The following is a 22,171-nucleotide window of genomic DNA, read 5'->3' as shown; positions in this document are numbered from 1 at the left end:
CCGGCGCAAACGGTCGTCTAACTGCCTCCGCCGGAGCCTCCATTAGCACCGCCGCCAGTACCGCCACCACTGGCACTGCCACCGCTACCCCCATTCGCTCCACCACCGGTACCGCCACCACTGGCACCACCGCCACTGCCGCCATTGGAACCGCCGCCGCTACCACCGCCGTTACCGTTGCCGCCTCCACCGCCGTTGGAGCCTCCTCCAGTTCCTCCGCTATTGCCTCCACCAGTACCGCCATTACCACCCCCGGTACCGCCACCGCCGGAGCCGCCCCCATTACCGGTACCCGGTCCGGGGCCGCTGCCGGGCGTTGAGCCATTATCGCTGCCACCGTCATCACCGGGTACGACACTATCCCCCGTTGTGGCGACATTCAGGAAGAACGATCCACCGCCGCAACCGCCGCCACTATCGGCACCACCGCCACCGCATCCCCCCCCGCCGCTTCCGGAACCGCCACTACCTGCACCACCACCGCCACCACCACCGGCGGCTGGAGCCGGTAGACGGTCATCCATGATCTCGGATAACGCCTCATCCGATACATCGCCATTATCCCAGGATGACTGCGCCCAAACCGATGATGCCCCCGCTATTAGAACTGCTGACAAAGTCAGTGTTGTCCAGCGTCCCATGATCCACCTCGCATGATCATCTTACCCGTCAATACCCGCCCATGATTGCTATCCAGGAAGGCTGGACAACAAACCGTTACATGCTCTGTTAGCATTACGTGACAAGCGCGAGTGCACCATCGGAAAAGAGACTGATTATGCGACAGGAAAAGTCCATACCCGATTCATCGGAAAAACATGACTCATGCCATGTCGGGGGGCGGGAAAGAGCCATCATTCATGGATAGGGAGCACGGCGATGATGTGATCGTCGAGTTCGTCATCAGGCACATCGGGTTCCGAGACAGCGTAGTGGGAAACACTGACACCGGCACGATGCACACTGTCAGGATCGCCGGAAATCAAGGGATGCCAGTCAGCCAGACCGCGACCTTCATGAACACGGCGATATGCACAGGAGTGAGGTAGCCAACGGAAATCGCCAACTCGATCCGGGGTGAGTTGCGTGCATCCAGGCACACGCTGGAAGCGATTGTCATAGTCACTACAGCGACAGCTGCCAATATCCAGAAGCTGGCAGGCGACATCCAGCGTTGCGATGTCACCGGTGTCCTCGTCTTCAAGCTTCAACAGACAACACTGGCCACAACCATCGCATAACGCTTCCCACTCTTCGTGGGTCAGCGCGGAAAGCGGCAACCACTCCCAGAAACGTTCACGCATCAGTAACGCGCTTCAGTCGGCGCTCGATAACGGTCCAGTAGATGATCGTCCTTGCCCGGCGGCATCTGTAAATAGAAACCGCTGTCGACAATGCTGTCCATGACGTCCTTTGTGCTGGCACGCGCCAGCCGTCGTTCAGGCGTGAGCAGCAGGGTCATTATGGCGACCGGCTCACCGAAACGCTCGAGCAAGGCATCGGGCACGTGTTCCAGCCCTTCACGCTTGTCGACGAAGAGATACATCCCTTCCCTGCTCGAACTCTTGAACACTTCACAAACCAGTCGTTCGGCGCTCATGCCAGCTCCTCATCAACCAATACCTGGCGCAATGCCGATGATAGCCGTTCACCACGCCAGCCTTGTGGCAAGGGTAGCGGATCATTGCGCAGATTCGCCGTGACCAGTGCTTCCAGGTCACGACGCCGCATCAGCACTTCCGGTGCGACACCCAACTGCTCAGCGTCACGATTGACCACGGCCTTCAGCCTCTTGAGACGCTTCTTGAAATCGCTGGTCAATGGTGAAGGCAGTGCCTCGGGTAGTGACGCATCCGTCAGCTGGCGCGCCTCGTTGAGCAGCGCCAGCAATGTATCGCCCTCGCGTTTGACCAATGATGGTTTGATACCGTCGATGGCGGCCAATTCATAACGGTTTCGGGGCATTTTTTCCGCAATGGCAAACAGCAGCTTGTCGCTGACCAACCAGCCGCGCGGCAGATCACGCCGACGCACTTCACTTTCACGCCAGGACGTCATGAGACGATACGCTTCCATCTGCCGCGGCGACAAGCGCCAAAGCTGACGCTGACGGAGGTACCAGAGCGCATCATCACTTTCATCACGCCCCGCTTGCCTCACCAACGCCTGACAGTCATCCTCGAGCCAGGAGAAACGGTCGAGGGCTTCCAACCGTTCGCGCTGGGCATACCACACCTCCAGCAAATAAACGACGTCCAGTGCGGCATACTCTCGCTGAGCCTCGGACAACGGACGTTCGAGCCAATTGGAGCGTGTCTCATCCTTGGGCAGATTTTCCCCCGCCCAATGAGCGACCAGGCGCTGATACCCCATGGCCGGATCTTCCCCAAGCAGCCCCTGGGCAAGCTGAGTATCGACCAATGGGGCAACGATGACTCCCGCCCAGGCTGCCAATACTTCGATATCCTCGCTGGAGGCATGCAACAGTTTGACCGGGCCGCTGGCCAATAGCGTCCGACAAGCGGCCGTGGCCGCCACGGCCTGAGGGTCGATCAAATATACGCACCCACCGGCAGTGAGCTGTACCAACGCCGGCACCGGATGGAAGGTCGACTCACGAAAGAACTCCGTGTCCAGAGCCAGAGTGTCAGCGCTCTCGAGGTCGCGGCAAGCCGCATCGAGTGCCTCGGGGGTATCGATCCAATGAATATCAGGCGTCAACGGCATAGCGGTTCCGGTTGAATGATCAAGCTGGCGGTCAGTCGCTCTGAAACGGTTGGCGGCCAGTAAAGGCCCGGCTCAGCGTACCGCCATCCACATATTCGAGTTCGCCGCCCATCGGCATGCCATAGGCCAGGCGAGACAGGCGAATCTCGCGATCCGCCAACTGTGTGGCGATATAATGTGCAGTGGCCTCTCCCTCAGCGGTGGGATTGGTGGCAAGCACGATTTCTTCGACGCCACCCTCTTCGAGCCGCGCTTCCAACTGATCGAGCCCGATGTCCTCGGGACCAATACCGTCCAGCGGTGACAAGTGGCCGTGCAGGACGAAGTAGAGCCCCTGAAATCCTCCCGCCTCCTCGAATGCCAACATGTCGGCCGGCGATTCGACCACACATAACACGCTTGGATCGCGACGGGGGCTGCAACAAAGCGTACAGGTCGTCTCCTCTGTCAAGGTACGGCAACGGGAACAGTACCCGACACACTCCAGCGCCTCGGCAAGACTCGATGTCAGACGCCTGCCTCCCTCCCGGTCACGTTCGAGCAGATGCATTGCCATGCGTTGGGCACTCTTGGGCCCAACGCCGGGCAGCACCCGCAGCGACTCCATCAACTGCTCTACCAGCGGCGAAAAACTCATCAAAAAGGCATCTTGAATCCAGGTGGCAGGTTCAGACCCGCCGTGGCCTCTTCCATCTTCTCTCGCGAATTGGCTTCGACTTTTCGTACAGCATCATTGACTGCCGCGCCCAGCAGGTCCTCGAGCAACTCCTTGTCCTCCTGCATGACGCTGGGGTCGATATCGACCTTGCTGACATCATGGCGGCCATTCATCGTGACTTTGATCATGCCGGCCCCGGCTTCGCCGACCACCTCGGCCTGCGCCACTTCTTCCTGAACGCGCTGCATCTTCTCCTGCATTTCCTGGGCCTGCTGCATCAGGTTGCCCATTCCTCCGCCCTTCATCATGGCAAATACCTCTCGACGTGGAACAATCAGCCGCGAAGCGGCTCGTCAGTGTGTTTCGCGTTCGCTGGCTTGAGCCTTGACGGTCGATTCGACCAGCCGAGCACCGAACGTTTGCTGTATCTGTTGTATATGCGGGTCATCCTGCAAGGCTTCAACCGCCCGCGCTCGCTGCTCTGATTCCAGGCGTTGCGACCTGGCGCGAGGCGTTTCGACACCCTCGGACAACTGACCGTCAACAATGGACAATCGACGCTCGATACCGGCACCGGCCAGGGCATTCTGAATGCGCTCAACATGGATATCGGCATTCATCGCCGCCTGTGAGGGATCCAGACGCAACACCAGGGAACTGCCGTCATCGGTGTCGACCATACAGTGCGCGGCCAGGTTGCGTGTCAAACCGCCGAGGTCCAGCCGGTCGAACAATGCCAGCCAATCATCATGGCTGAAGGTTCCCGACAGGCCGGAGTCGCTCAGCGCCTCTGCCGATTCCGGCGTCGGTATCGGTGTCTCGTCGACAGCCACTGCGGCAGGAGGAGACAGGGCCGTTTCCGCCTCCGCCGGGGGTAGCTCAGACGCCTCGGCTGTCTCGAACGACTCAGGCTCGGGGAGGTCAGCGTGCACAGCGTCGCCGATATCCTCCATCGGCTTCGGCTCGGGTACGGCGGCAGCGCGCTCGGTTACCTCGCTATCGTCAATGGGTGGCGCCTCATGCGCTGCCGCCGAGTCATCGACCGAGGGAGGTCCAGCTGACGATGTATCCGTTGGAGAGCGCATCGGCAACGGGGTCTTGGCCGGCTTTGGCACGCCCTGTGGCCGGAACGCCAGCATGCGCAGCAGGGTCATCTCCAGCGCCGAGCGCAGATCCGGCGCATGGGACATATCGCCCCTGCCCTGCAGTCCGATCTGGTAGTAAAGCTGCACGTCTTCGGCCGTGAACCGCGCCGCCAACGCCAGTAACGTGTCGCGATCCCCCTGGCCGTTGTCCAGCGCCTCCGGCACCATCTGCGCCACCGCCAGGCGGTGCAACATGCCGACCAGATCATCGAGCACCCCGGCAAAGTCGGGCCCTTGCTCGGCCAATGACGCCACTTCGGACAGCACCCGCTGCGCATCGACCTCAGCCAGGGCTTCCATCAAGGCCAGCAAGTGGCGATGATCCAGCGTGCCCAGCATCGCCGACACATCGGAGTGATGTATTTCGCCCTGCCCCAATGCGATGGCTTGATCGGTCAGGCTCATGGCATCACGCATCGAGCCATTGGCGGCTTTGCCAAGCAGCCAGAGCGCGCTCTCATCGAAGGGCACGGATTCGGCCTCCAGAACCCGACTCAGGTAGTCGACGATCGGTTCCGGCGGCATGTTCTTGAGACTGAACTGCAGGCAGCGCGACAGAACGGTGACCGGCAGTTTTTGCGGATCGGTCGTCGCCAGCAGAAACTTGACATGGGGAGGCGGTTCTTCGAGCGTCTTCAGCAACGCGTTGAAACTGTGGGTCGATAACATATGCACCTCATCGACGAGGTACACCTTGTAACGCCCCTGGGTCGGCGCATACTGGACATTATCGAGCAGTTCGCGGGTGTCCTCGACCTTGGTGCGGGATGCCGCATCGACTTCGATGAGATCGACGAACCGGCCCTCCTCGATCATGCGGCAATTTTCACACTCCCCGCAGGGTCGGGACGTCACGCCATCGTCGCCCCGACCATTGGCGGTACAGTTCAGACACTTGGCGAGTATGCGAGCAAGGGTCGTCTTTCCCACCCCCCGGGTCCCCGTGAACAGATAGGCATGGTGCAGACGCCCCTGGTCCAGTGCGTTGACCAACGCACGACGGACATGCTCCTGCCCCACCAGCTCGTGGAAGGTGCGCGGACGCCATTTACGTGCCAGTACCTGATAACTCATGCAGCGCGGGTTCCTTGCTGAAGTCGACCGATAAACGGCTTCATTGAAACGGGCATCGTCGATCCATGGAAAACCATCGACGACGATACGTCATTCTAGCGATTGCAGCGAAGGGCGGAAAGCAAGACTGATGGTTTCCTGCCGAACGCGTCGACCGGTACCAATCGCCATGACTCATTCGTCTCCACGATGGGAATGTACGGCCACCACCAGGGCAACCGTTTTTTCCAGCTCCGCCTGGCTCAGGACTTCCATCAACTCGGAACGACCATCGGTGAGGACCCGCAGGACGTCGATGGCCCGTTGCAATACCCATTCACGCTGGCTTTCGGTTCGCGTCAGCTTCATCAGAGGTTCCATGATGCGAGCATAAACGATGGTGGGCACACTCTCCGTCTCGACACCGGCGTGACGGCGCGGGTCTCGCCCCCCACCTTCCGACGGAGACGAATGCAATGAGGGGCTGGTTTCCTGTACTCCCTCGATCACACTGCCACTGTCCCCCTCGCCGATCGCTAGCCATCCCACCGATACACCGAGAGCACTCGCAAGCACGACGAGTTTGTCCGCACCGGGCAGCGACGAACCGCTCAAATATTTCCTTATCAAACTTTGCGCGATACCGGTATCCCGCTCCAGGGCGTACGCCGACCTTCCTGCCATTGCCCGACGCAGGCGCTCGCAAAACCCATCCACATCCCATGCCTGAACCCCTTTAGCGTGAGACTTACCGGACTGATACACCACGTCGGACTCCAAGCCATTGATATATCATGATCAATAAAAATACAATCAATAAATTACGCATATAGATGGAAATAACCGTCTATTTGTGATTGCATACAACTTCATATCATTGCACTGTTTCCGTCATGAACGAAAAACCGCGAGCAAAAAAACCGGCCCCGGGAGACTGGCATCGTGCCGATATCGTGGCAGCCCTCCACAAGGCCGGCTGGACGCTGCGAAAACTGGCCGCTCATCACGGGTACCGTCAGGCTACCACCTTATCCGTGGCACTGGACCGCCCCTGGCCGAAAGGCGAACGCCTCATTGCCCAGGCAATAGGCGTCGATCCAGCGACCATCTGGCCGTCTCGCTACCGCGACGACATCGCGCGGTATCAAGAGCGTAAAGAATAGCAGGCCAGCGACATGAAGTCGCCCAGCGATATTATGGAGATGCATGCCGATGACATGGCCCATTGACCGGGATGTCAATGACAGTAGTCACAGGAGTTTTTCATGTCCCCGAATGCGATCGCACGACTGGCAGCCTACTGCCATATCCACGACAAACCGAGGGTGCCGACGCGCGCCGAGCAGATGGTCAAGAAAGAGCAGCAGCAATCATGGCGGAGCGTCCGCGATGCACTGATCAAAAGCCACCCTTTCACGGGTCACCTGGTCAGGTTCCTGGATCCGGTACCGGTCATCGACAGCCGTCTTCCCACCCTGCTGACCGATGGGCGGCATCTCTTCATCAACAGTCACTTTGCCGCCCATCTACCAACCAGAGACTCTCGCTTTCTATTGGCGCATGCCGCCTACCACTGCATCGGCGGCCATTTCCTGCCGGTCGGCGAAAAGGACATCCACCGCTGGAACCTGGCCTGCGACCATGCCGTCAATTATCTGGCAATCCTCGAGCGCATCGACATACCGCCGGAAGCGGTGCTCTATCCCTCCCAGGCGGGATGCTCACCACTGGCTGTCTATGAGTGGTTGGCACGCCATCCGTGTCCGACTCATGACCGACCGCTGGACATTCACCAGCAGGACGTCGTCGACACCAACAGGACGGCCACGGTCATCGACCCGGATTTTAGCCCGCTACCACCCTCAGCATCACGCGCTCATGCGTGGTGTGAAATGGCGCTGGAGCATGCGGAACAGCGTCAGCGGATCAACAGCAACGTGCGGAATTACCTGGCCGTGCTGGCCAAGAAATGACTCTCTGGAAGGAGGCAACCCCCGACAGCCACATCCCGGCACACGCATCCACCACTACCGTTGCTCCCTTCCGGGCCTGGCGGGGTTCGCGGTTTAGCGTTGCGGGAGGACCGACGGGGGTCACCATAACGATACGGATGATCACCAGCGTCTTGCAGTCAACAGAACTACGACGTCAACGGCGTATCCGAGCGGAGCGCACTATAACAGCCACCCTCGACACGGGCAATAGCTCATGCCTCGCCACGTGCCAATCCACTGCTCGCGACGTTACTGTCACGGATCGAGAAGACATTGCCATGGCAGCACCTCCTCAACAGGTGTAGCTTGGGTGGTATAGACCATCCATTCGGGGAGTGCGACATGAAAAAGGATCCAAGCAAGGGCTATATCGCGTTTCTTGGCTGGAGCCTCAACGCCATTGAAGCCGCCGAGAATTTCGACCGGCGCTATGTCGTCGTTGCACCGCCATGGGCTGAAGACTACTGTCAGGAGCACGACATTCCCTACGTTCCGTGGGATTTCGAGCGACTCAACGATCGCTCCATGGAAATCGCCCAGACGCTGCAGGATATGGGAGTGGACGTCGCCATCCCACTATTCGAGGAAACCGTCGAATGGGCTGGCGCCATCAATTCCGTCCTGCTCGACAATCCCAGACTTTATGGGCAGTCATTGTTGCTGCGTGACAAGGCGCTGATGAAACGCCGAGCCCAGTTGGGCGGTATTCGTGTCGGCATTTTCGAGGAAGCTCATGACCATGACGATGTCATCCGCTTCCTCAAGCGCGTCAATCAGACGCTGCTCAAGCTCGACGGCGACCCCAACGATCCCATTCATCTGAAGGCATTCGACAAGGCCGGCTGCCTCGGGCACCGCGTCATCCGCACGCCCGATGAAGTCGATACCATCCCCGAGGAAGAGTTTCCGGTACTGATGGAATCTCACCTCGACGGTTGGGAGTTCGCGGTCGAGGCATGGATCCACGATGGCAAGATTCGTTTCCTGAACATTTCCGAGTATGTGACGCTCGGGTATTCGGTTTTCGTGCCGGCGACTCCTGAACTTGAGAAATACCGTCCTCAGATCACCGCCCAGATCGAAAAGCTGATCAAGACATTCGACATTGACTTCGGCTTCATTCATCCGGAGTACTTCGTTACCAGCGATGGTGAAATGTACTTCGGGGAAGTCGCCTATCGACCGCCCGGCTTCAAGGTCTTCGAACTTCTGGAGCGGGCTTACGGCTTCAATGCCTACCAAGGTTTGATCCTCACGTTCGACCCCAAGACGACCGAAGAAGAGATCACCGCCTTCTTCCCCCGCGAGGTGGTCGACGCCAAGGGGCATGCCGGCTGCTTCGGTGTCTACCCACGCCGGCGTGTGGTCAGCCGCCTGGAAATCCCGGAAGAGACCGAAGATCACCCCTATTTCGAATCGCATGAGCTGACGGCACCGCAAGAGGAGACCGTAACCAAACGCACGGCCTTCGGTACCCACTGGGGGCTAGTCTACTTCTTCGGTGAAGACCCCCATACGATGCGGGATCTGCTGAAACATCAGGAGTCTCTGGATTTCTATGTATAATCCTAGAGAACAAGCCTGTTAATACGAGGAGTGGGCGTGACGACGCATGACCATGACGCATCCAGCGATGATGCCAGACTCAAGCCATTGCTGGACAAGCTCGACGACGCCATCGCCATCCTGGCGGACGCCCCGGACTTCGCCAAACCCGGCAAGTTACGCCGGATTTTCGATACCGCGCGGCGCATCATGCTGCTTGACGGGGGGTGTACGGCGCTCGAGGCACGCGCCCAGACTCTGGAAGACGCCGGTCTCTTCACGGGAACCGATTGGGGCCATCCGCAGACATTGGTTCCCTCATTGACGACACTCTCCCTGAAGAGCCCCGACACCGATACCGTCATACTCGAAGCCTTGAGCGAACTACGCCTGCTCAAGGTGGCGATGGGGGAATACGCGCACCCTCAAGTCTCCAGCGAGCAGGCACACCACTACCTGACCCAGGTACTCGCCATCAACCTGGAGCTGCTGTTTTCCGCCCCGAGTGAAGCGGAACGCGAGACACAAGGCCGCCTGGCCACGATCACGCGATCGCTGTTCGCCCATCTGGCCGAACGTATTGGCTATGAACATGTCATGGACAAGCTGATCGATGAGATATGGCGCATCCTTCAGCAACGCCCCATCCAGGTCGAACCGGTCAAGCGCATGATCACCCAGATCGCCGCGTGTCGTCTCGACCCGGATATCGATCTGGGGACCAGCGGACAGGGTGCCGACCGATTGATCAGCAGCCTGTTCGGGGCCACGCAAGCCTGCCGTGAAGACCCCGGCGTCGACGTCTATGCACAGCGCCTTGCCAGCATGGACAGTGGTGCCTTGCAGTATGAAGCCACGGGCTTTGCACGCGCCATGCACGATACTGGTCTGGTATCGCCCTACCATACGATCCTGCTCCGGCACCTGCTCGACCAGGGCGATCATCTGCTGTCGGAAGCTCTCGGCCTCTCGTCGACGGGTCGTGATTGCCTGCTGTGCTACCGACAGCTCATCCAAGCGATTATCGAGGAGTCAGTCCATCCAGCCACGGCACAGGGGATATATGGCCTGGCCCTGATGCTGGAACGCGGCATTCTCTATCAACTCCCCGTGGCACCAGCGTTATGGCGCCAGGTCGCCCTGCCGTTGTCTGCCTGGTCCCAGGAACGCCTGACACTCGCTTATGGTGACGTCGTCTCCCCCCAAGCCAGATTATTGGAAGGCGTGCTGTGTATGCTCGGTATGCCGTTGGGTATCGGCCAGGGCAATAACCCGACGTGCCAGTCGGCACGCGCACTATCGATGTGGGCCTACAACGATCCTGATTACCTGCTGCAGATGGTGGCCTGGGCCGCCCGCGACGATGAGATCATCATGCATTTCGAGGGGCAACCGATTTCATCGATGGCCAGTCTGTCAGGTGTGGCCACGGAATTGCCCATCGACCTGGATCCGGTCTCGCTGCTGGTCGTTCCGCACCTCGACCGCATCTATGCCGAGATGGGACGTCGCTGTATCGGCCGCGAGGGCGATCCGCACCGCTGGGTGAATCCCGAATTCCATGGATGGTGGTCCGGTCGCGGGTTTCGCATCAACGTCGACGTGGCCACCGGTCAGATCACGGGGCTCGAGGATTTTCTGCGCCACTTCTATGCCAGTTATCACCCCTACTACAACGGCAATCAACCCCTGATTCACCCCCAGCCCGCCGGTATTGCCGTGACCGACAGCTCGGCGCGTTTCATCGGCTGGCACGCCATCAGCCTGCTGCGTGTGGCACTGGACCCTGGCGATGTGATGCGCGCTTATTTCTACAACCCCAACAACGACAGCGGCCAGGATTGGGGGGATGGCGTCGAGGTCAGTACCGCCGGCAACGGTGAACGTTTTGGCGAGGCCTCGCTGCCTTTCGAGCAATTTGCATCGCGACTCTACATCTTCCACTACGACCCGCTGGAAAGCGGCGAGCTGGCGAGTATCTCGCAGGAGGAGCTCGATCGGGTCATCGGTCATATCCACCGCAGTTGGGGCGCGGACCGCTTACAGGCCGATTCGCTGCAGACGATAGCCCACAATCATCGCAGGTAACCACAAGATTGCCGCCCTGACCGACATCACTGCGAAAACCGGTGCCGCAACCAGCGTGCCCAAAAAGGGGCCACTATCATCAGTGCGACCATGCGGAGCAAGTGGTGAAACGCCACGAACACCGGGTCGAGATCGAGTGCCACGGCAAGGATTGCCATTTCGCCGATCCCACCCGGCGCCAGTGCCAGCAACGCCACATCCCGCGGGACACCCACGCTCTGATGGATCAACTCCGCAAATATGCCCAGCACCCCCAAGGCAAGAAGTGTCGCGATGAACGCCTCGAACAGGTATCGCCCGAAACGGGCACCGGAAAGGCCACGAAACCGTGATCCGATGGCACTTCCCAGGACCCAGAGCATCATATTCATGCCCCAGTCCGGTAATTGAAGACTTGCCACTCCGAAACCACTGAGTAGTGCCACGAATGCCAATGGGGCCAACAAGGCCGGCGTCGGCACTTTCAACTTGCGCCCCAGGGGGATCAGGATCGGCAGGGCCAGCAATAACCAGGGATCGCGGGTCACCATGGCGACCGTATTATCTGCGGCCTCGCCACCCTCGAATGCCCAGAACAGCGGCGGTAGAATCAGCACGACCAACACCACGCGCAGGGATTGTGCGACCGCAATTCGTTGCGGATCACCGCCACTGCGATCACCCATCATGATCATCGCCGTCATGGCGCCAGGCGATGAGGCGAACCAGGCACTGACGGCATCGAAACCACGATAGCGATACCAGGCCGACGCTGCTGCCGTGGAAACCGCGACGCCCACCAGCAACAGGGCCGCTGACAACGGCCAGTCCAGTACCCGTTCAGCCAACTGGGGAGTCACACGACTACCCAGCACCATCCCCAACACGCCGAGAAAGACTTCGCGTAACGGTTCGGGAACCCGGACATCTACGCCTCGCGCCGAAACGATCAGGTTGGCTACCAGAGGGCCCAGCATCCAGGCCAATGGCAACCCCGTCTGATCAAAAATCACACCGCCAACGGCGCCGACGGCCAAGGCTTTGAGCAACGCTCCCTGCGAGGCTCTTGTCACGAACACTCTCCCTTCATTAACCGGCTAATGACCTCATGATCGCATGAAATGGCTGCCAAGCGGGAGCAGAACGGTATAATGTCGTTTTGACCGACTCATGAGAGACGCATGCAGCGACTCGATCAACTGCTTGTCACACAAGGGCTGGCTCGCTCGCGATCACGCGCCCAGCGGCTGATTCGTCAGGGATTCGTCAGTCTCGGCGATACCGGACGCCTGCTGACCAAACCCAGTGAGCGACTGAACGATGGGAGTCCCCTGGTGGTAGCCGATGCGCCGGAGGAGCGCTATATTTCACGAGCGGGACTCAAGCTTGATGCCCTGATCCAGCACACGGCCATCTCCGTCACCGGCAGAACCGCCCTTGATGTCGGCCAATCCACCGGCGGTTTCACGGACTGCCTGCTGCAGCACGGTGCTGCCCATGTGATCGGCATCGAGGTCGGCCACGGCCAACTCGCGTCCCTACTGTCGAATGACGACCGTATCACCGTCTTGGAAGGTATCAATGCACGGGCCATGACTCGATCGCCATTGCTGCAGGACGCGCTGGCTCGTCATGCCTCCACGGGTCTCGACCTGGCGGTCATGGATGTCTCTTTCATTTCACAAACGCTGATTTTACCCGAGCTTGCCCGACTACTGACTCCGGGCGGCGAACTGCTATCCTTGGTCAAGCCTCAGTTCGAACTGGGGCCGGGGCAAGTCAACGAGCGTGGTATCATCACCGGCGATACGGCTTTGCTCACCGTCGAGTCGCGATTGCGGGACTATTGTCACGAGAACGGATTCGATGTGCTGTGCTGGATCGACAGCCCGATTCAGGGTGGAGACGGTAACCGGGAATTCTTGCTGCATGCCAGGCGGCAATGATTGACTTGACTCGATGGCATGGTAGAAACGACACATCGACACCTCATTGCCTAACATAACAGGAAGTTCACATGGCCATGATCAAGCCATTACTCATGTATTCACTGGGGGTGATCGTAACGCTTCTCCCTTTTTCCATGCTCCATGCCCAGCAGGATGAAGAAGTGGGTGAAGCGGTTCTCGAGGCAAACCAGCGACGGTTGCTTGAAGAGCAATCGGAACGTAACCCGTTCTCCATCACGACCTACCGGCGCAATTACCTGATGCCGTGGAGTTACAACACCAATCCAAACGAAAGCCAGTTCCGCGCTGCCAATGATGGGGCCGATGTCGATAACGCCGAGGTCATGTTCCAGTTCAGCGCCAAGTTCTCCCTGGCCGACGAGTTGTTCGGTGAGACTGGCGACCTCTATTTTGCCTATACCCAACGCAGCTGGTGGCAGGCATATAACTCGGAAAACTCCTCCCCCTTTCGTGAAACCAATTTCGAACCGGAGTTCTTCGTCAGTTTCGACAATGACTGGGATTGGCTTGGCTGGACCAACACCCAGAACCGTATTGCCATCAACCACCAATCCAACGGACAGTCCGGTGACGAGTCACGTAGCTGGAATCGCCTGTACCTCGACAGCGTCTTTCAACGCGGGGACTGGGCTGTCAGCGTGGCGCCACACTGGCGCATTCCCGAATCCCGCAGCGAAGATGACAACCCGGATATCGAGAAGTACATGGGCTATGGCGACATTACCCTCGCCCACCGCTTCAACGACAACCATGAAGCCAGCCTGATGGTGCGCGGCAATCCCGGCGCCGGCCACATGGGGGCACAACTGGATTATTCATGGCCCTTTTTCGGCAACGTGCGCGCCCACATTCAGTACTACAACGGCTACGGGGAAAGTCTGATCGATTACGATCATGACAACAATCGTCTCAGCCTGGGCTTCAGCCTGAACCCTCTGTTCAGTGGCAGCGGCCTCGATCGGTGAGCTCCGGATCAACATGTCGACCATTCACCTCAGTGACATAGCTGCTATGCTGTGAACGTCATTCACCGTCAGAGGAAGACCCTATGGCAAACCGTAAACCCAATACCGAAGCCAGTACCGAGCAACTCAAGGCCGATCTGCGCCATCTCACGCAGACCGTCGAGGAATTGGTGAGTGCAACAGCCGACGATTCACGCAACAACATCAAAGAGTTACGGGAACGTGCCGAGAAACGCCTGCAAGACACGCGTTCACGGCTTGAAGCACGTGGTGAACACCTTTATGGCGAAGCACGCGACAGCGTGCGTGAGCAGGTCGACGCCTGTGACAAATACGTCCACGACAACCCTTGGACCAGTGTCGGTATCGGCGCCATCGCCGGCGTGGTCATCGGCATGCTGATAGGACGTCGTTGATGGCAGATCGCCAAGGACCGGCAGAACGTCTGTTCGACGCGACCAAGCGGCTGATACAAAGCCTGTTGAGTACCGGCGAGACGCGGTTGCGCCTCGCCGTCGTCGAACTCGAAGAGGAGCGGGCCAGACTCTTCACTCTGCTGCTCATATCCGGCATCAGTCTGATACTTCTGATGCTGGGGCTGGTCGTCTTGACTCTCTTCGTCGTGGTGATCTTCTGGGAAAGTTATCGTCTGGAAGCGATTGGCGGCTGCGCGGCCGTGCTTCTGCTCAGCGGCACCGGCCTGGCCCTGTGGGTACGTAGGCAAGCAAGGCGTCGCACGCTACTGAAAAGTACTCTCAAGCAACTGGCGACTGACCGGGACCTACTGGAGCGTGAACGTGACTCGTAATCTCTCTCCAAGCCAACTGCGTCGCCAACGCAAGGCAGAGCTCGAAACGCGCATCGAGCAGCAACGACTCGATATGCTGGTCGATGCCAATCGCTGGCGGGAAGCGAGTAGCGGCATCGATGACGCCTGGCACACCGCCATGCGCTGGAAGGTGCCGATCTATGCAGTCAGCGGCCTGCTGTTCTGGCGAGGTGTCAAAAACCGCAATACGTTATTACGCTACAGCCGACGGGGCGTTACCGTCTGGATGCTCATGAAGCGCCTGCGCAAGCTGTTGGGGTAATTGCTATAATGCCTGGCCACAGGCGACGCCTGACGCCCAGGCCCATTGAAAATTATACCCTCCGAGCTCTCCTGTTACATCCAGCACTTCACCGATGAAGCGCAACTGCGGCAGCCCTTTGACCTCGAAGGTCTGTGAGGAAATCGCCGCTGTCTCGACACCCCCCATGGTGACCTCTGCCGTCCGCCAACCCTCGGTACCGGCCGGCTTGATGCGCCACGGCTGCAGACGTCCCTGCCACTCATGAATCCTGGCATTGGATAGCTCGGCCAGTATCGGGTCCTCCCCCCCATACCATTCAGCCAATGCCAAGGCCAGGCGCCGCGGTAGATAGTCACCAAGGCAGGTCGTCAAGCGACGCTTGGGGGTCGTCTGTCGCGCCACGGCCAGAACATCAGCCACATCCCTCTCCGGCAACAAGTCGATCTCGAGATCATCACCCGACTGCCAATAGCTGGAAATCTGCAACATGGCGGGTCCGGACAAGCCCCGATGGGTGAACAGCATCGGCTCGTGGTATCTGCCATCGCGACAACGGACGATCACCGGTGTGCTGACACCCGACAAGTCCGCCGCACGCGCTTTCCAGCCTGAGGTCAGTGTGAACGGGGCCAGAGCGGGTGTCGTGTCCGTCACCGACAGCCCGAACCGGCGGGCGATGTCATAGCCAAATCCCGTCGCCCCCATGGTGGGAATCGATAGTCCACCGGTGGCCACCACGACGGCACCTGTCTCGATCCGCCCGAGCGAGGTCTGCAGTACCATCCCATCACCCAAACGCTCGACGGATTCCACCGTTGTCTTGAGCTGGATATGGATACCGGCCCAATCACACTCCGTCAGCAACATCTCGACAACCTGCTTGGCAGAATCGCGACAGAACAACTGGCCCGGCGTTTTTTCTACATAGTCGACGCCATGCCGCTCGACCAGTTCAACGAAGTGCTCCGGACGATAGCGTTTCAATGCCGAGATACAGAAGTGGGGATTGGAGGAGAAGAAATTGGCGGGCGATGTCTCCATATGAGTGAAATTGCAACGCCCGCCGCCGGACATCAGAATCTTCTTGCCCGGTTTGTTGGCATGATCGAGCAGCAGCACGGACCGGCCGGCATAGCCGGCGGTCAGGGCACACATCATGCCAGCCGCACCGGCTCCGATCACGACGACGTCAGGTTGCGTCATGGCTCACCGACATGGAGTAAGGGCTACATATTGATACGGTTTCAAGGGATGGCCACATATGAACGGTTATTGAATCGGCCATGATAACAAAACGCGCATTTTCGCTATACCCGGTGACCTTCGCTATTGATCGCCAATCCTATACAATAGCTATACATGGAATAGCTATATTTGGCTGTGCATTTTTATCACATTGTTTGCACAGACTTGCGCGTATGATGCAAGCGAATAATGAACTTCATAACCAATGAGCCAGTAATGCGCCCTTCGACTCGACTCGCCCCCCGCTCCCTCTCCTGCTTGTATGGTTTCCTGCTTTTCCTTGTCGTGGTCAGCACGGGTGCCTCTGCCCAGGAACGTACCGCCGTGATCGGTACCGAGGTCACCGTGAGCCAGTGGTCCGATCCACTGGAGGCATTGGGTACGCTGCGTGCCGATGAGAGTGTCACTATCTCGGCCACCGTGACCGCCGTGGTACGCGAGGTAAATTTCGGCGATGGTGATGAGGTGGAAGCGGGCGACTTGTTGGTGCAATTGGAAGATGGCGAAGAGCAGGCCCAGTTACGTTCTACCCAAGCCCTGCGTGATGAACGTGCCAATGCGGTATCGCGAGCTACCCAGTTACAGTCACGCAACCTGGGCTCTCGAGCCGATGTCGAAGACAGTCAGGCCCAGTTGCGTCAGGTCGAGGCGGAGATCGATGAAATCAGGGCTCGCATCATGGAGCACCGGCTACGGGCTCCCTTCGACGGTGTCGTCGGCTTCCGTGATATCAGTCCCGGCTCGCTGGTCACACCGGGCGATGAACTGACCACGCTGGACAAGCTGGATGTGGTCAAGCTGGATTTTCGTGTCCCTGAAGGCTTCCTTTCCACACTGGAACGGGGTCAAAGCATCCGAGCCACTGCAGCCGCTTACGAGGACCAGACGTTTGAGGGAGAGGTCACCAGTATCGGCACGCGCATCGACCCCACTACACGCAGCGTCCAGGTTCGGGCCGAGATCGAGAATCCCGAACGACTGTTACGTCCCGGCATGCTGATGATCACCACGCTGGAACGCCAGGTGCGCGATGCGCTGGTGGTGCCGGAGTCGGTACTGATTCCACGCGGCGAACGGCAGTATGTCCTGGTGATCGATACCGAGGATGACAACCGGGTCGAACAGCGTGAAATCGAGATCGGTGAACGCCGTGAAGGTCAGGTGGAAATCCTTGAGGGAGTCGATGAAGGCGAATTGCTGATCAGTCACGGCGTTCAGCGTGTACGAGACGGCGATCAAGTCGAATTACTGGGTATTGCCAACGACGAGAACGGCATTCGGGATATCCTCGAGCGTCATCGTGACGATAGGGATGACGCCTGATGAAGCTGTCCGATCTCTCCGTACAACGGCCGGTCCTGGCCACAGTCATCGCTGCGCTGATCGTGGCCTTCGGCCTGTTGGCTCTCGAACGGTTGGCACTGCAGGAATACCCCTCCATCGATCCGCCCGTCATCAGTATCGACACACGCTACCCCGGTGCCTCGGCCAGTGTAGTGGAAACACGCATCACGCAGGTGTTGGAAGACCGGATCGCCGGCGTCGAAGGAATTCAGATCATCACCTCATCCAGCGAAGATGGACGCTCCAGTATCCGGGTCGAATTCGGACTCGACATGGATATCGATGCGGCAGCCAATGACATTCGCGACCGAATCTCCGGATCGCTCGACAACCTCCCCGATGAAGCCGATCCCCCGGAGGTCCAGAAAGCCGACAGCGATAGTGAGGTCGTGGTCTGGCTGAGCCTGTCGGGCGAGGCTTATTCGATCCCTGAACTGACCGACTATGCCAACCGCTATCTGGTCGATCGGTTCTCGGTGCAACCGGGGGTGTCTCAGGTCCGCGTCGGTGGTGGCCTGGAGTATGCCATGCGCGTATGGCTGGATCGTAATGCCTTGGCTGCGCGAAACCTGACGGTCGGTGATGTCGAAGACGCTCTGCAGGCCGAGAATGTCGAACTGCCCGCTGGTTCCATCGAGTCGGAAGATCGCCAGTTCGTGGTGCGGTTGCCACGCAGCTTTGCCGAGCCCGAGGAATTCCGCCAGTTGGTACTCGATGAGGGCGAGGACGGCTACCTGGTTCGCATGGACGACATTGCCCGCGTCGAAGTCGGCGCAGTGGAAAACCGTTCACTGTTTCGTGGCAATGGCGTTCCCATGGTCGGCCTGGGCATGATGAAGCAGTCCACCGCCAATGTGATGGAGTTGTCCGAGGGTGTCCAGGCGGAGATGGAGCGTCTGCAGGACACCCTGCCCGAAGGCATGGAACTGCGCGTGAATTTCGACTCCTCGGTCTTCGTCGAGGGGGCGATCAAGCAGGTCGTGATGACACTGTTCATTGCCATGGGACTGGTCGTGCTGGTCATCTTCATGTTTCTGGGCAATTTCCGGACCACATTGGTCCCCGCCGTAACCGTCCCCATCGCACTGATCGGGTCATTCATCGCCCTCGCCGTGCTGGGCTTCTCCATCAACCTGCTGACCCTACTGGCACTGGTACTGGCCATCGGGCTGATTGTCGACGACGCCATCGTGGTGCTCGAGAACATCAACCGGCGCATGCATGAGTATGGCGAAACGCCGCTGGTGGCGGCGTTTCGAGGCACACGACAGATCGCCTTTGCGGTCATCGCCACGACCCTGGTGTTGATCGCCGTCTTCGTGCCCTTGAGCTTTCTGCAAGGCGATATCGGTCGCCTGTTCTCGGAATTCGCGCTTACCCTGGCTGCCGCCGTCGCCATCTCCAGTCTACTGGCACTGACCTTGACCCCGATGATGGCCTCCAAGATCCTCAGCCCCAACATGCATGAAGGCAAGTTGGCCGCTGGCGTCCACTGGTTACTGGATGCCAGTCAACGACTCTATCGCCATCTGCTCGGCTGGGCGCTGAAAGCCCGGTTACTCATGCTAGCGGCTTTCGTGGCCTTGATCGCAGCGACGACCTGGTTGACCACCCAGTTGCCCAATGAATACACGCCACAGGAAGACCGCGGCAATTTCTTCATCATGGTCAATGGTCCGGAAGGCGCCAGCTACGATTACATGGTCGATTACATGGACGAAATCGAAGCCCGCCTGATGCCCATGGTCGACGACGGCGAAATCGAACGGGTCGTCGTCCGCGCTCCTCGAGGCTATGGCAATATCGAGACCTTCAACAACGGCTTCGCCATCGTCAATCTCGCCGACTGGGGAGACAGACGATCCGCCTGGGACATCATGGCCGATGTCCGTCAGGAACTCGACGGCCTGCCGGGGATCACGGCCGCCCCCATCATGCGTCAAGGGTTTGGCCAACGCATACAGAAACCGGTGCAGTTCGTGCTGGGCGGTGGTACCTATGAGGAATTGGCCGAGTGGCGCGACATCCTGTTCGAGCGGATTCGTGAGGACAACCCTCGTCTGACCGCCCTCGACAGCGACTATCAGGAAACCCAGCCACAACTGCGCGTCGATATCGACTATCAGCGAGCCGCCGATCTCGGCGTTACCGTCACGGAAATCGGTCGGACCCTGGAAACCCTGCTCGGGGGGCGCAACGTGACTCGCTATGTCGATGACGGGGAAGAGTACGACGTCATCCTCGAAGGAGAACGCGACAAACAACGCAGCCCCGATGCGCTGGACAATATTCAGGTACGCTCCGACCGCAGTGGCGAGTTGATTCCACTGGCCAGCCTGGTCAGTCTGGAAAACTTCGCTGGCCCGAGCACACTCAACCGCTTCAACCGGATTCGCGCCATTACGCTGGAAGCCGAACTGGTCGATGGATACCCGTTAGGTGAGGCACTGGACTATCTGGAGCGTATTGCCGACGAGGAGTTGCCCGGCGAAGCTCAGACCGATGTCCAGGGGGCATCCCGTGATTATCAGGAAGCCAGCGGTGCCACCGGGTTCCTCCTCATCCTCGGCGCGCTGGTCGTCTTCCTGGTGCTCGCCGCCCAATTCGAAAGCTTCATTCATCCCTTCGTCATCATGTTGACCGTGCCTCTGGCCATGTTCGGCGCGCTGCTGGGCCTCTTCCTCAGCGGCCAGTCCCTGAACATCTATAGCCAAGTGGGATTGGTGATGCTGGTTGGCTTGGCCGCCAAGAACGGCATTCTGATCGTGGAATTCGTCAACCAGCTACGTGATCAAGGTAAAGAGTTCCGTGATGCCCTGATGGAATCCGCCGTGACCCGTTTGCGCCCGATTCTCATGACGGCGGTGACCACCATGGCAGGCTCCATCCCATTGATCGTCTCCACGGGTGCCGGATCCGAAACCCGACTGGTCATCGGTACGGTGATTTTCTGCGGAGTCGCCGCGGCCACCGTATTCACACTGTTCGTGGTACCGGTCGCCTATGACTTGCTGGCCCGACGTACCGGCTCTCCGGGAGCAGTCAGGCGACGGCTCGAACGGGAAATGGCAGAGTCCGACGAGGCACAGTCTGAATCAAGTCACGGCAGTGTCTAGCCCTGCTATGCTGGGAGAAGTGGAACACGCTATCGGTTTCAGGAGGCCATGCTGATGATTGAACTGCTTCCCCCCGGCGCTGCCCACGTCGTGGCATTCCGTGCCAGCGGGCGTGTGACGGCCGACGACTTGCAACACGTCATTGATGCCATCGAGGGACTGAAAGAGGCACAGCCGCGTATCAGTCTCTACGCAGAGATCGATGCCATGCGCTGGATGACGCTCAGTGCCGTATTGCGCGATCTGGGCTATGGCCTCACCCAACTGGGTGATCTACGGCATTTCTACCGGGCGGCCATCGTCACCGACCGCCACTGGGTGCGACCGATTGCCCACCTGGAAACACGGCTATTCAAACCACTGGAAGTTCGCGCTTTCCCCATGGCCGAGCGTGAACCGGCGCTGGAATGGGTCAGGCATCTTCCCGAAGCGCCGGATAGTGCCGAGGTCGGTGAAGCGGCTACTGCCGGTTGATACCTAACAGTCACCGACCCGACGCCCTTCGATACGCGTCTTCATGAGCATTTCACCCGCTGGTGTCATGCTTTCGACATCCATGGTGCCTTCGGCGCGATCTCCCATGAACTGCATGTCACCACTGATGGTGGCATCGGCGCCTTCACCCTGGCATTCCAACCGATAGGTCATGCCATCGGACCGGGAATCCATATCCACCAGTTCGCACTCATCCTGATCGTCCACCATGATGATACTGGCTTCATCGATCTCTTCCTGGGTCAAGCACTGGCGTTGCGTATCGCTCTGGTCAGGAATCTGCATGTCCCCTTTCACTTGCGTCTCACTGGAGAATTCCCACTCTCCCGGTTCGAGATTGGCAGGTTCCTGCTCCGCCAGAACGGACGTGGTGCCTACGAGAGAGACTATGGCGACATACCCGAGGAAACGACGCATGAGACAATCTCCATCCATTCAAGGTGTTGTTGTTTTCCGTGAATCAGCATAGTTCAAGGAGAAGGTTATCGCCTCTCACGTGCCTCACGCGGCCTTGTCAACCAGAGCACCGTTCCCAGCCCGGTCGCAGCCACGCCCACAAACAAAAACAGCCGCGCTGCCATCAATCCCAGCACCACCATTACCAGCCCAATGACCACCACGATCGGGCCGATCCTCTTGCCCGTCATAACGTCTCCCATCATCAGGAATGAATACCCAGTGTAGACGCGACATCTTTGCATGCGGAAGAGCCGGATCGATAGCGGATACTCAAAACTGGGCCCATCGAAGTGACTGGTTGGCGCGATGAAATAC

Annotated in this window: 24 protein-coding genes and 1 other RNA gene; 12 read left to right on the top strand and 13 right to left on the bottom strand. The window is 59.1% G+C overall.

The window, feature by feature from the left end:
• Positions 1-17: 17 nt before the first annotated feature.
• The 8 genes from BLW01_RS18515 to BLW01_RS14670 all read right to left on the bottom strand — a co-directional run bounded on the left by BLW01_RS18515 (position 18) and on the right by BLW01_RS14670 (position 6,351).
• Positions 18-641: a hypothetical protein gene (locus BLW01_RS18515; protein WP_175529856.1), complete on the bottom strand. Its 624-nt coding sequence runs from the start codon at positions 639-641 to the stop codon at positions 18-20.
• Between the two features lie 213 nt (positions 642-854).
• Positions 855-1,304: a YcgN family cysteine cluster protein gene (locus tag BLW01_RS14700; RefSeq protein WP_092571026.1), complete on the bottom strand. Its 450-nt coding sequence runs from the start codon at positions 1,302-1,304 to the stop codon at positions 855-857.
• Complete coding sequence (locus tag BLW01_RS14695) at positions 1,304-1,600, bottom strand: YcgL domain-containing protein (RefSeq protein WP_092571024.1); 297 nt, start codon at positions 1,598-1,600, stop codon at positions 1,304-1,306. The genes BLW01_RS14700 and BLW01_RS14695 overlap by 1 nt, the downstream gene beginning before the upstream one ends.
• The gene (gene rnd, locus BLW01_RS14690; RefSeq protein ID WP_092571022.1) at positions 1,597-2,727 is read right to left on the bottom strand and encodes a ribonuclease D; all 1,131 of its coding nucleotides are present in this window, start codon (positions 2,725-2,727) and stop codon (positions 1,597-1,599) included. The genes BLW01_RS14695 and rnd overlap by 4 nt, the downstream gene beginning before the upstream one ends.
• 31 nt (positions 2,728-2,758) lie before the next feature.
• A complete protein-coding gene (recR, locus tag BLW01_RS14685; protein ID WP_092571020.1) occupies positions 2,759-3,364 on the bottom strand; it encodes a recombination mediator RecR in 606 nt (201 codons plus the stop codon).
• Positions 3,364-3,690: a YbaB/EbfC family nucleoid-associated protein gene (locus tag BLW01_RS14680; RefSeq protein WP_217635551.1), complete on the bottom strand. Its 327-nt coding sequence runs from the start codon at positions 3,688-3,690 to the stop codon at positions 3,364-3,366. The genes recR and BLW01_RS14680 overlap by 1 nt, the downstream gene beginning before the upstream one ends.
• 48 nt (positions 3,691-3,738) lie before the next feature.
• Positions 3,739-5,604: a DNA polymerase III subunit gamma/tau gene (gene dnaX, locus BLW01_RS14675; protein WP_092571016.1), complete on the bottom strand. Its 1,866-nt coding sequence runs from the start codon at positions 5,602-5,604 to the stop codon at positions 3,739-3,741.
• Positions 5,605-5,778: 174 nt separating this feature from the next.
• A complete protein-coding gene (locus BLW01_RS14670) occupies positions 5,779-6,351 on the bottom strand; it encodes a helix-turn-helix domain-containing protein (RefSeq protein ID WP_217635546.1) in 573 nt (190 codons plus the stop codon).
• A 125-nt stretch (positions 6,352-6,476) separates the two neighbouring features.
• Here BLW01_RS14670 and BLW01_RS14665 point away from each other — a divergent pair, with 125 nt between their 5' ends.
• Positions 6,477-6,746: a helix-turn-helix domain-containing protein gene (locus BLW01_RS14665; protein WP_092571013.1), complete on the top strand. Its 270-nt coding sequence runs from the start codon at positions 6,477-6,479 to the stop codon at positions 6,744-6,746.
• Positions 6,747-6,848: 102 nt separating this feature from the next.
• Positions 6,849-7,556, top strand: coding sequence for a DUF2201 family putative metallopeptidase (locus tag BLW01_RS14660; RefSeq protein WP_092571011.1), 708 nt, complete (start codon positions 6,849-6,851; stop codon positions 7,554-7,556).
• Positions 7,557-7,575: 19 nt separating this feature from the next.
• Here BLW01_RS14660 and ffs read toward each other — a convergent pair.
• Positions 7,576-7,672: signal recognition particle sRNA small type (gene ffs / locus BLW01_RS14655), an RNA gene on the bottom strand.
• A gap of 247 nt (positions 7,673-7,919) precedes the next feature.
• On the opposite strand from ffs, the gene BLW01_RS14650 reads away from it, so the two are divergent.
• Both BLW01_RS14650 and BLW01_RS14645 read left to right on the top strand, forming a co-directional pair.
• Positions 7,920-9,143 carry an ATP-grasp domain-containing protein gene (locus BLW01_RS14650; RefSeq protein ID WP_092571009.1) on the top strand — a complete coding sequence of 408 codons (1,224 nt, stop codon included), beginning with the start codon at positions 7,920-7,922 and terminating at the stop codon, positions 9,141-9,143.
• Positions 9,144-9,179: 36 nt separating this feature from the next.
• Positions 9,180-11,210, top strand: a complete 2,031-nt coding sequence (locus BLW01_RS14645; protein ID WP_092571007.1) for a hypothetical protein — start codon at positions 9,180-9,182, stop codon at positions 11,208-11,210.
• A 26-nt stretch (positions 11,211-11,236) separates the two neighbouring features.
• On the opposite strand, the gene BLW01_RS14640 is transcribed toward BLW01_RS14645, so the two are convergent.
• Complete coding sequence (locus BLW01_RS14640) at positions 11,237-12,262, bottom strand: AbrB family transcriptional regulator (protein WP_092571243.1); 1,026 nt, start codon at positions 12,260-12,262, stop codon at positions 11,237-11,239.
• 108 nt (positions 12,263-12,370) lie between these two features.
• Between BLW01_RS14640 and BLW01_RS14635 the strand changes: the two genes are divergently transcribed.
• From BLW01_RS14635 to BLW01_RS14615, 5 genes are all read left to right on the top strand, one after another.
• The gene (locus BLW01_RS14635; RefSeq protein WP_092571005.1) at positions 12,371-13,135 is read left to right on the top strand and encodes a TlyA family RNA methyltransferase; all 765 of its coding nucleotides are present in this window, start codon (positions 12,371-12,373) and stop codon (positions 13,133-13,135) included.
• A gap of 71 nt (positions 13,136-13,206) precedes the next feature.
• Entirely contained in the window at positions 13,207-14,124 is a 918-nt protein-coding gene (locus tag BLW01_RS14630) for a phospholipase A (protein WP_092571003.1), read from the top strand.
• A gap of 83 nt (positions 14,125-14,207) precedes the next feature.
• On the top strand, positions 14,208-14,540 hold the full coding sequence (locus BLW01_RS14625; RefSeq protein ID WP_092571001.1) for an ElaB/YgaM/YqjD family protein: 333 nt from the start codon (positions 14,208-14,210) through the stop codon (positions 14,538-14,540).
• The gene (locus BLW01_RS14620; RefSeq protein ID WP_092570999.1) at positions 14,540-14,932 is read left to right on the top strand and encodes a phage holin family protein; all 393 of its coding nucleotides are present in this window, start codon (positions 14,540-14,542) and stop codon (positions 14,930-14,932) included. Before BLW01_RS14625 ends, BLW01_RS14620 begins: the two co-directional genes overlap by 1 nt.
• Positions 14,922-15,215, top strand: coding sequence for a YqjK family protein (locus tag BLW01_RS14615; protein WP_092570997.1), 294 nt, complete (start codon positions 14,922-14,924; stop codon positions 15,213-15,215). Before BLW01_RS14620 ends, BLW01_RS14615 begins: the two co-directional genes overlap by 11 nt.
• Positions 15,216-15,218: 3 nt before the next feature.
• Here the strand turns inward: BLW01_RS14615 and BLW01_RS14610 are convergent, their stop codons facing one another.
• A complete protein-coding gene (locus BLW01_RS14610; protein WP_092570995.1) occupies positions 15,219-16,400 on the bottom strand; it encodes a BaiN/RdsA family NAD(P)/FAD-dependent oxidoreductase in 1,182 nt (393 codons plus the stop codon).
• A gap of 258 nt (positions 16,401-16,658) precedes the next feature.
• Between BLW01_RS14610 and BLW01_RS14605 the strand changes: the two genes are divergently transcribed.
• The 3 genes from BLW01_RS14605 to BLW01_RS14595 are packed head-to-tail and all read left to right on the top strand — an operon-like array spanning position 16,659 to position 21,376.
• Positions 16,659-17,765, top strand: coding sequence for an efflux RND transporter periplasmic adaptor subunit (locus BLW01_RS14605; protein WP_092570993.1), 1,107 nt, complete (start codon positions 16,659-16,661; stop codon positions 17,763-17,765).
• Entirely contained in the window at positions 17,765-20,902 is a 3,138-nt protein-coding gene (locus BLW01_RS14600; protein ID WP_092570992.1) for an efflux RND transporter permease subunit, read from the top strand. Before BLW01_RS14605 ends, BLW01_RS14600 begins: the two co-directional genes overlap by 1 nt.
• 54 nt (positions 20,903-20,956) lie before the next feature.
• The gene (locus BLW01_RS14595) at positions 20,957-21,376 is read left to right on the top strand and encodes a SpoIIAA family protein (RefSeq protein WP_092571241.1); all 420 of its coding nucleotides are present in this window, start codon (positions 20,957-20,959) and stop codon (positions 21,374-21,376) included.
• Positions 21,377-21,379: 3 nt separating this feature from the next.
• On the opposite strand, the gene BLW01_RS14590 is transcribed toward BLW01_RS14595, so the two are convergent.
• Positions 21,380-21,814 carry a DUF3617 domain-containing protein gene (locus tag BLW01_RS14590; RefSeq protein ID WP_175529855.1) on the bottom strand — a complete coding sequence of 145 codons (435 nt, stop codon included), beginning with the start codon at positions 21,812-21,814 and terminating at the stop codon, positions 21,380-21,382.
• A 65-nt stretch (positions 21,815-21,879) separates the two neighbouring features.
• Complete coding sequence (locus BLW01_RS18510) at positions 21,880-22,044, bottom strand: hypothetical protein (RefSeq protein WP_175529854.1); 165 nt, start codon at positions 22,042-22,044, stop codon at positions 21,880-21,882.
• Positions 22,045-22,171 lie beyond the last annotated feature (127 nt).

It is taken from the genome of Aidingimonas halophila, assembly GCF_900106955.1.
In the GTDB taxonomy this organism is placed as follows: domain Bacteria; phylum Pseudomonadota; class Gammaproteobacteria; order Pseudomonadales; family Halomonadaceae; genus Aidingimonas; species Aidingimonas halophila.
The sequence above is the reverse complement of the archived record's forward strand: the minus strand, read 5'-3'. Positions and strand labels throughout refer to the sequence as shown.

What these genes read in the sequence shown, in the direction of transcription:
- BLW01_RS14650 (WP_092571009.1), top strand. Translation starts at nt 7,920, where the DNA reads ATGAAAAAGGATCCAAGCAAGGGCTATATCGCGTTTCTTGGCTGGAGC.
- BLW01_RS14605 (WP_092570993.1), top strand. Translation starts at nt 16,659, where the DNA reads ATGCGCCCTTCGACTCGACTCGCCCCCCGCTCCCTCTCCTGCTTGTAT.
- BLW01_RS14660 (WP_092571011.1), top strand. Translation starts at nt 6,849, where the DNA reads ATGTCCCCGAATGCGATCGCACGACTGGCAGCCTACTGCCATATCCAC.
- BLW01_RS14610 (WP_092570995.1), bottom strand. Translation starts at nt 16,400, where the DNA reads ATGACGCAACCTGACGTCGTCGTGATCGGAGCCGGTGCGGCTGGCATG.
- BLW01_RS14665 (WP_092571013.1), top strand. Translation starts at nt 6,477, where the DNA reads ATGAACGAAAAACCGCGAGCAAAAAAACCGGCCCCGGGAGACTGGCAT.
- BLW01_RS14630 (WP_092571003.1), top strand. Translation starts at nt 13,207, where the DNA reads ATGGCCATGATCAAGCCATTACTCATGTATTCACTGGGGGTGATCGTA.
- BLW01_RS18510 (WP_175529854.1), bottom strand. Translation starts at nt 22,044, where the DNA reads ATGACGGGCAAGAGGATCGGCCCGATCGTGGTGGTCATTGGGCTGGTA.
- BLW01_RS14590 (WP_175529855.1), bottom strand. Translation starts at nt 21,814, where the DNA reads ATGCGTCGTTTCCTCGGGTATGTCGCCATAGTCTCTCTCGTAGGCACC.
- recR (WP_092571020.1), bottom strand. Translation starts at nt 3,364, where the DNA reads ATGAGTTTTTCGCCGCTGGTAGAGCAGTTGATGGAGTCGCTGCGGGTG.
- BLW01_RS14620 (WP_092570999.1), top strand. Translation starts at nt 14,540, where the DNA reads ATGGCAGATCGCCAAGGACCGGCAGAACGTCTGTTCGACGCGACCAAG.
- BLW01_RS14600 (WP_092570992.1), top strand. Translation starts at nt 17,765, where the DNA reads ATGAAGCTGTCCGATCTCTCCGTACAACGGCCGGTCCTGGCCACAGTC.
- BLW01_RS18515 (WP_175529856.1), bottom strand. Translation starts at nt 641, where the DNA reads ATGGGACGCTGGACAACACTGACTTTGTCAGCAGTTCTAATAGCGGGG.
- BLW01_RS14695 (WP_092571024.1), bottom strand. Translation starts at nt 1,600, where the DNA reads ATGAGCGCCGAACGACTGGTTTGTGAAGTGTTCAAGAGTTCGAGCAGG.
- BLW01_RS14595 (WP_092571241.1), top strand. Translation starts at nt 20,957, where the DNA reads ATGATTGAACTGCTTCCCCCCGGCGCTGCCCACGTCGTGGCATTCCGT.
- dnaX (WP_092571016.1), bottom strand. Translation starts at nt 5,604, where the DNA reads ATGAGTTATCAGGTACTGGCACGTAAATGGCGTCCGCGCACCTTCCAC.
- rnd (WP_092571022.1), bottom strand. Translation starts at nt 2,727, where the DNA reads ATGCCGTTGACGCCTGATATTCATTGGATCGATACCCCCGAGGCACTC.
- BLW01_RS14700 (WP_092571026.1), bottom strand. Translation starts at nt 1,304, where the DNA reads ATGCGTGAACGTTTCTGGGAGTGGTTGCCGCTTTCCGCGCTGACCCAC.
- BLW01_RS14680 (WP_217635551.1), bottom strand. Translation starts at nt 3,690, where the DNA reads ATGAAGGGCGGAGGAATGGGCAACCTGATGCAGCAGGCCCAGGAAATG.
- BLW01_RS14625 (WP_092571001.1), top strand. Translation starts at nt 14,208, where the DNA reads ATGGCAAACCGTAAACCCAATACCGAAGCCAGTACCGAGCAACTCAAG.
- BLW01_RS14635 (WP_092571005.1), top strand. Translation starts at nt 12,371, where the DNA reads ATGCAGCGACTCGATCAACTGCTTGTCACACAAGGGCTGGCTCGCTCG.